This is a genomic window from Actinomadura mexicana, assembly GCF_900188105.1.
Taxonomy (GTDB): domain Bacteria; phylum Actinomycetota; class Actinomycetes; order Streptosporangiales; family Streptosporangiaceae; genus Spirillospora; species Spirillospora mexicana.
The window spans coordinates 1-6,322 of record NZ_FZNP01000036.1; the positions used below are offsets into that span (position 1 = coordinate 1).

The window sequence follows — 6,322 nt, forward strand, 5'->3', positions numbered from 1 at the left end:
AGGATCAAACTCTCCATCAAGGCCACACGACCAGCCAGGGGGCGAACCCCAGCCGACCAAACCTCAGGAAACAATCCCAGCATCACCATCCCCCCGAAAAGGGGACAGCATTGCCTCAAAGAAATCCCCACCACCCCACAAAAGCGAGATGGCACGGGGCGACCCGGCCTTAAAGACCGAGCCGATAAAGGCACTGGCTTTTAACACGCTGTTGAGTTCTCAAGAAACGGACACCCACCGCGCCGAACCCCGCTCCCGCGGTCCCCGGCTCCGGGGCAACCCTGCTAACTTACCAGGCTCATCTCCGGTGTCAAGCCGATCTGGGAAGATCTTTTTGACGAATCGAAGGTTCCCGGTCCCCCACGCGACGACACAACCCAAGTCGAAGACTCAGAAAGATCGTTCCGTGGGAGGCGCCCTGCGGGCCGGCCACCTTGCGGCGTCCTGCATCCCGTCCGGGCTTGTTCTTCAAGAGTACCTCGGCCCGCAGACCACTGCGAACCGTTTTCCTCTGTCAGTGTCCCCCGGGGCCGTCCGCCTGTCGGCGTCCCGCATCCCCTTGGGGCACCACAGACATTAGGCAGCCCCGGAAGGCTCGTCAAACCGGGCCCGGCCACCTGTTCGCCACTCCACCGAAACCCCCAGGTCACGCGCCGTACAAGCCGGCGGCGTCACCGACCTGTCAGCGTCACGTCAGCGTTCGCGCACCGGTGTCCGCGTGATGTCAGCGCCTTCGCCCACGGTGGTGACCGTCACAGCGAAAGACCTACGGGAGGCACCCAGATGGACGATGTGATCCGCGCGGAGGGGCTGCGGAAGCGGTTCGGGGATACGAAGGCCCTGGACGGTGTGGACATCACGGCTCGCCGGGGGACGGTGCTCGGGGTCCTCGGGCCGAACGGAGCGGGCAAGACCACCGCGGTGCGCGTGCTGGCGACGTTGCTGAAGCCGGACGCCGGACGCGCCGAGGTGGGCGGGTACGACGTGGTCAAGGACGCGGTGCGCGTCCGGGCGAAGATCGGGCTGACCGGGCAGTACGCGTCGGTGGACGAGGAGCTGACCGGCTTCGAGAACCTCGTGATGATCGCCCGGCTGCTGGACTTCGGCCGCGCGGAGGCGAAGGCGCGGGCGCGGCGGCTGCTCGACCGGTTCCGGCTCACCGACGCGGGGGCGCGCGCCGTGAAGACGTACTCGGGCGGGATGCGCCGCCGGCTGGACCTGGCGGCGAGCCTGATCAACCACCCGGAGATCATTTTCCTGGACGAGCCGACGACCGGGCTGGACCCGCGGGCGCGCAACGAGGTCTGGGACACGATCCGGGAGGTCGTCGCCGAGGGGGCGACGGTGCTGCTGACCACGCAGTACCTGGAGGAGGCCGACGCGCTCGCCGATCGGATCGCGGTGTTCGACCACGGGCGGGTCATCGCGGAGGGCACCTCCGACGACCTGAAAGGGCGGATCGGGCGGCAGACGCTGGTGGTCCGGGCGGCCGAGCCGTTCCGCGCGGCGCAGCTCGCCGCGATCGTCGAGGAGCTGACCGGGGAGCGTCCGGAGGTCCAGGAGGCCGCGGGCCTCGTCACGGCGCCGGTGCACGATCCGCGCCTGCTGTCGGTTCTCGTGCGGCGGCTGGACGAGGCGTCCATCGTGGCGGCCGAGCTGGCTTTGCGGATGCCGAGCCTGGACGAGGTGTTCCTCACGCTGACGGGGCATCACGCCGAAGAACCCACGTCCGAGCTCGTCTCCGAGGGGAGCCTGGCGTGACCGCCATCACCGTTGACAGCCGTCCGCCCGCCGCGGAGCCGCCCGCACGTATCAGCGCCAGGAGAACGTTGCGGCACGGCCTGACGCTGGCGTGGCGCAACGTCTCCCAGTTGAAGCACTCGCCGGAGAAGCTGCTGGACACGACGCTGATGCCGATCGTGTTCCTGCTGCTGTTCCTGTACGTGTTCGGCGGCGCGGTGGCCGGCAACACGCATTCCTACCTGCAGCAGCTGCTTCCGGGGCTCGTCGCCCAGATGGCCATGTTCGCCACGATGGGGCTCGGGACGGCGCTGAACGAGGACATCCACAAGGGCGTGTTCGACCGGTTCCGGAGCCTTCCGATCGCTCGTTCCGCGCCGCTGCTCGGGACGGTCCTCGGGGACACGGTCCGGTTCATCACCGTGATGGCGGTGCTCGTGGGGTTCGGGTCGGTCCTCGGCTTCCGGTTCCACACCGATCCGCTGTCGGTGCTGGCGGCGTTCGCGCTGGCGTACGTGTTCTACCTCGCGGTCTGCTGGATCTCCGTGCTCGTGGGGCTGGTCGCGCCGACGCCGGAGACGGTGCAGGGGCTGGCGTTCATCTGGGTGATGCCGCTGACGTTCGGCAGCAGCATCCTCGTCCCGGACACGTCCACGATGCCGGGATGGCTGGAGGCGTGGACGAAGGTCAACCCGGTCACGCACCTGGCGGAGTCGGTGCGCGCGCTGACCGTCGGCGGCCCGATCGGGAACCACGCCTGGTACACGCTCGCCTGGGCGGCGGGGATCGTCGTCGTCACGTTCCCGCTGGCCATGCGCATGTACTCGCGGAGGGCATGACGTCCGGCCCGCATCCGAACCGTGTCGCCCCGGCGATTCCGTCTTCGGGGCGACACGCGTTTCCGGCCGGCCGCGGCGACCGGGACGCGGGTGCGCTCAGATGGAGGTGACCAGCCCGTCCGCCTGGTCGAAGACGTCGTTCCGCGTGACCCGCCGCCCGCGCTCGTACGCGGCGGCGAACGCCTTCTCGCCGAGGACGCCGCCGACGAGCGACAGCGTCCGGCAGACCTCGTAGCTCGCCGCGTCGCGGTAGCCGCGCAGGTTGTGCGCCGAGCCCAGCAGTTCGGCGGCGCGCACGTGCCTCCCACGCGCGGCGGCGTAGGCCGCGACACCCTCGACGAGGGCGGCCACGGTCGGGTTTCCCATCATCGCGTCGTTCGGCAGTTCGCTCAGCGCCTGGACGTGGCGGCGCTTCGCCGCCTCCAGGTCGCCGTCCTCCTCCGCCAGGCAGCCGAGGCGGCTGAACGTCCTGCGGGCGGTCTGCGCGAAGTCGGGACGGTGCCCGCGCGACTCGACCCACGCGCAGGCGCGGTCGGCATGGGCGTGGGCGGCCTCGCGGTCGCCCTCCAGCAACGCTATCTCGCAGAGCATGAGGGACGAGTTCGCGGCGTCGGCGAGCTCGCCGATGCGCTCGGACTGCACCATGGCGCGTTCGAGGTCGGCTCGGGCGCGCGCGATCTCGCCCTGCCGGGCACGCGCCCACGCGAGCTGGGCGAGCAGCGGGGAGCCCTGCTCGGGGCTGACCCCGACCGTGGCGTAGCCGTAGGCCTCCTCGCCGAGGCGGACGGCCTCCGTAAGGTCGCCGCGCGCCATGGCGGTCTGCATCATCCCGCTCAGCCCGACGATCATTCCGAACCGGTCGCCCAGCTCGCGGAAACGCGCGTAGCCGTCGGCGGCCTGCTCGGCGGCGGCGTCGATCTCGCCGTGGTTGATCTCCATGTGCGCGAGGATGACGCGGGCGACGGCGCGCACCCACGGGTCGGCGTGCTCGCGGATGCGGCCGAGGCTCCGCCGGACCTCCGCCATGTCCCCGCCGAACATGCTGGCCCCCGTCTCGGCGAGGGCGAGCAGAGGGTGCATGGGCGCCGGGGACACCACGGCCGTCGCGTCGATCATGGCCTGGCGCAGCGACTCCTGCGTGGGCCCCGACTTCTTGGTCATCTCGGTCACCAGGGCGGCGGCGACCACGCTTATGGCGTACTGCTCCTCCAGGCCGGGGGGCGCGGCGCCGGCCGCCATGTCGCGGACGACGATCGTCCAGCCGCCCGATTCCCGCTCCATGTCGCGCAGGACCCAGAACCACACCAGCGCACCCACGAGCCGCAGGGCCGCCTCGAGGTCCTCGACCTCGGTGACGTGCCGGAGCACGACGGTGAAGTTCTCGCGTTCGGCGGCCAGCCGGGCGGACCAGATCAGCTGGTCGCGGCGGCGCAGCTCCGGCTCGGCCCGTTCGGCGAACTCGACCATGTAGGCGGCGTGCGCGTCGCGGACGCGGCGGGTCTCGCCGGACTCCTCCAGCCGCTCCCCCGCGTAGACGCGGACGGTCTCCAGCAGCCGGTAGCGGACGTCGGAGTCGCCGTCGGCCATCACCAGCGACTTGTCGATGAGGGCGGCGATCACGTCGATGACGTCCTGCGGGTCGGGCGCGTCCGGCGCGTCGAGGCCGCACACGCGCACGGCGGCGTCCGGCGTCGCGCCGCCGGCGAACACCGAGAGGCGGCGCAGGACGGCGCGCTCCCGCTCGTCCAGCAGATCCCAGCTCCAGTCGACGACGGCGCGCAGGGTCCGGTGCCGGGGCAGGGCGGTACGGCTGCCGCCGGTCAGCAGCCGGAACCGGTCGCCGAGGCGGGCCGCGACCTGGCCGGGGGTGAGGGAGCGCAGCCGGGCGCCGGCCAGCTCGATCGCGAGCGGGATGCCGTCGAGCGCGCGGCAGATCGCGACGACGTCGGCGACGCTGGCGGCGTCCACGGCGAAGCCGGGGCGGACGGCGGCGGCGCGGTCGGCGAACAGCCGCACCGAGGCGTAGCCGAGGGCGTCGGCCGGGTCGGCGGCGTCCTCGGCCGGCAGCGGGAGGGAGGGCACCGGGCACAGCGACTCGCCGGTGATGCCGAGCGGTTCGCGGCTGGTCGCGAGGACGCGGACGCCGTCGGCGTGCGCGACGACGTGGTCGACGAGCCGCGCGACGGCGTCGATGAGGTGCTCGCAGTTGTCGAGGACGAGCACGGTCCGCTTCGTCGCGAGGAAGTCGGTGAGCCGTTCGAGGGGCCGCACGACCGCGCGGGTCTCGGTGGGGCGGACGCTTTCGGGGACCGCCAGCGCCGACAGCACCGCCTGCACGACGTCGCCCGGGTCGCTGACCGGGGCGAGCGGGACGAACCACACGCCGTCCGGCATCTCGTCGACGAGCGCGGCGGCGCTCTCCCCGGCCAGCCGCGTCTTGCCGGCGCCGCCGGGGCCGGTGAGGGTGACCAGGCGGGTCTCGCGGAGCAGCTTGCCGACCCGCTGCGACTCCTCCTCCCGGCCGACGAAGCTGGTGAGCTGCGCGGGCAGGTTGGTGCGCGCGGGCCGCGGGACGGCGGGGGGCGGGACCGGCCCGGGCGGCGGGGCCGCCGTCTCGCGCCGGAGGATCGACAGGTGGACGGCGGCCAGTGCCGGGGACGGGTCGACACCGAGCCGGTCGGCGAGGGCGCGCCGCGTCTCCTCGTACACCTCCAGGGCGTCGGCCTGGCGCCCCGCCGCGTACAGGGCGCGCATCAGCTGGCCGCGCAGGCGCTCGCGCAGCGGGTTCGCGGCGGCGAGGGGCTCCAGTTCGGCGACCGGCGGGACGGGGAGCCCGGCGGCGATCTCGGCGTCGACCCGGTCCTCCACGGCGGCGAGCCGCATTTCCTCCAGCCGCGCGATGGTCGGGTGGGCGAAGTCGGCGTCGGCGACGTCGGCGAGGGCGGGTCCGCGCCACAGCGCGAGCGCCGCGCGCAGGCCGTCCGCCCGCGCGCAGGGGTCCTCCTCGGCGCGGGCGGCGACGACGCCGCGCTCGAACGCGACCGCGTCGATCTCGCCGGGGTCGATCCCGAGCCGGTAGCCCGCCGGGCCGTGCTCGACCATGTCCCGTCCGGCGACACCGCGCAGCCGCGACACGAGCGCCTGGAGCGCGTTCCCGCCGGGCGGGGCGCCGTCCCACAGATCGTCGAGCAACCGCTCGGCCGACACGGGGCGGCCCGCCTCGGCCGCCAGCCGCACGAGGAGGGCCCGCAGCCTGCGGCCCGCGACCTCGACCGGCCGCGCGGCTCCGTCCCGCACGTCGAGCGGTCCCAGGATGCCGATGCGCACGCGTGCCCCCTTCCCGGCTGCCATTGTCCCCGATGTGTGGATCTCGCGGGCCGGGTACGGAATGCCTATGCCCAGAGCACAGATCAAGGACGAGAAGAAGTACGAGAAGCTCCGTGAGAAGGGCGCGAGCAAGGAGAAGGCGGCACGGATCGCCAACGCCTCCGCGGCTCAGGGAGAGAAGAAGATCGGCCGCAAGGGCGGCAAGAGCCCCTCCTACGACGAGTGGACGAAGGACGAGCTGCTCAAGCGCGCCCGCGAGATCGGCGTCGAGGGCCGTTCCTCGATGAACAAGGCGGAGCTGGTCAAGGCGCTGCGCGACCACTAGATGATTGATTCCAAGGGCTGTTGTTGCGGTCAGTGATCGTAGGCGGTCAGGGAGCGGGCGACCGGCTGGCCGGTCTTGTCGTTGTGCCAGA

General features: G+C 72.3%; 4 protein-coding genes. 3 read left to right on the forward strand and 1 reads right to left on the reverse strand.

The window, feature by feature from the left end:
- Window positions 1-783: 783 nt before the first annotated feature.
- Complete coding sequence (locus CHC11_RS39815; RefSeq protein WP_089317091.1) at window positions 784-1,761, forward strand: ATP-binding cassette domain-containing protein; 978 nt, start codon at window positions 784-786, stop codon at window positions 1,759-1,761.
- Window positions 1,758-2,579, forward strand: coding sequence for an ABC transporter permease (locus tag CHC11_RS39820; protein ID WP_089317092.1), 822 nt, complete (start codon window positions 1,758-1,760; stop codon window positions 2,577-2,579). Before CHC11_RS39815 ends, CHC11_RS39820 begins: the two co-directional genes overlap by 4 nt.
- A 96-nt stretch (window positions 2,580-2,675) precedes the next feature.
- Here the strand turns inward: CHC11_RS39820 and CHC11_RS39825 are convergent, their stop codons facing one another.
- A complete protein-coding gene (locus CHC11_RS39825) occupies window positions 2,676-5,906 on the reverse strand; it encodes an AfsR/SARP family transcriptional regulator (protein ID WP_179279244.1) in 3,231 nt (1,076 codons plus the stop codon).
- Window positions 5,907-5,973: 67 nt separating this feature from the next.
- Between CHC11_RS39825 and CHC11_RS39830 the strand changes: the two genes are divergently transcribed.
- The gene (locus CHC11_RS39830) at window positions 5,974-6,231 is read left to right on the forward strand and encodes a DUF7218 family protein (protein ID WP_089317094.1); all 258 of its coding nucleotides are present in this window, start codon (window positions 5,974-5,976) and stop codon (window positions 6,229-6,231) included.
- The last annotated feature ends 91 nt before the right edge of the window (window positions 6,232-6,322 follow it).

Excerpts from the sequence above, each read along its gene's own strand:
- CHC11_RS39830 (WP_089317094.1), top strand. The coding sequence starts at position 5,974 with ATGCCCAGAGCACAGATCAAGGACGAGAAGAAGTACGAGAAGCTCCGT.
- CHC11_RS39815 (WP_089317091.1), top strand. The coding sequence starts at position 784 with ATGGACGATGTGATCCGCGCGGAGGGGCTGCGGAAGCGGTTCGGGGAT.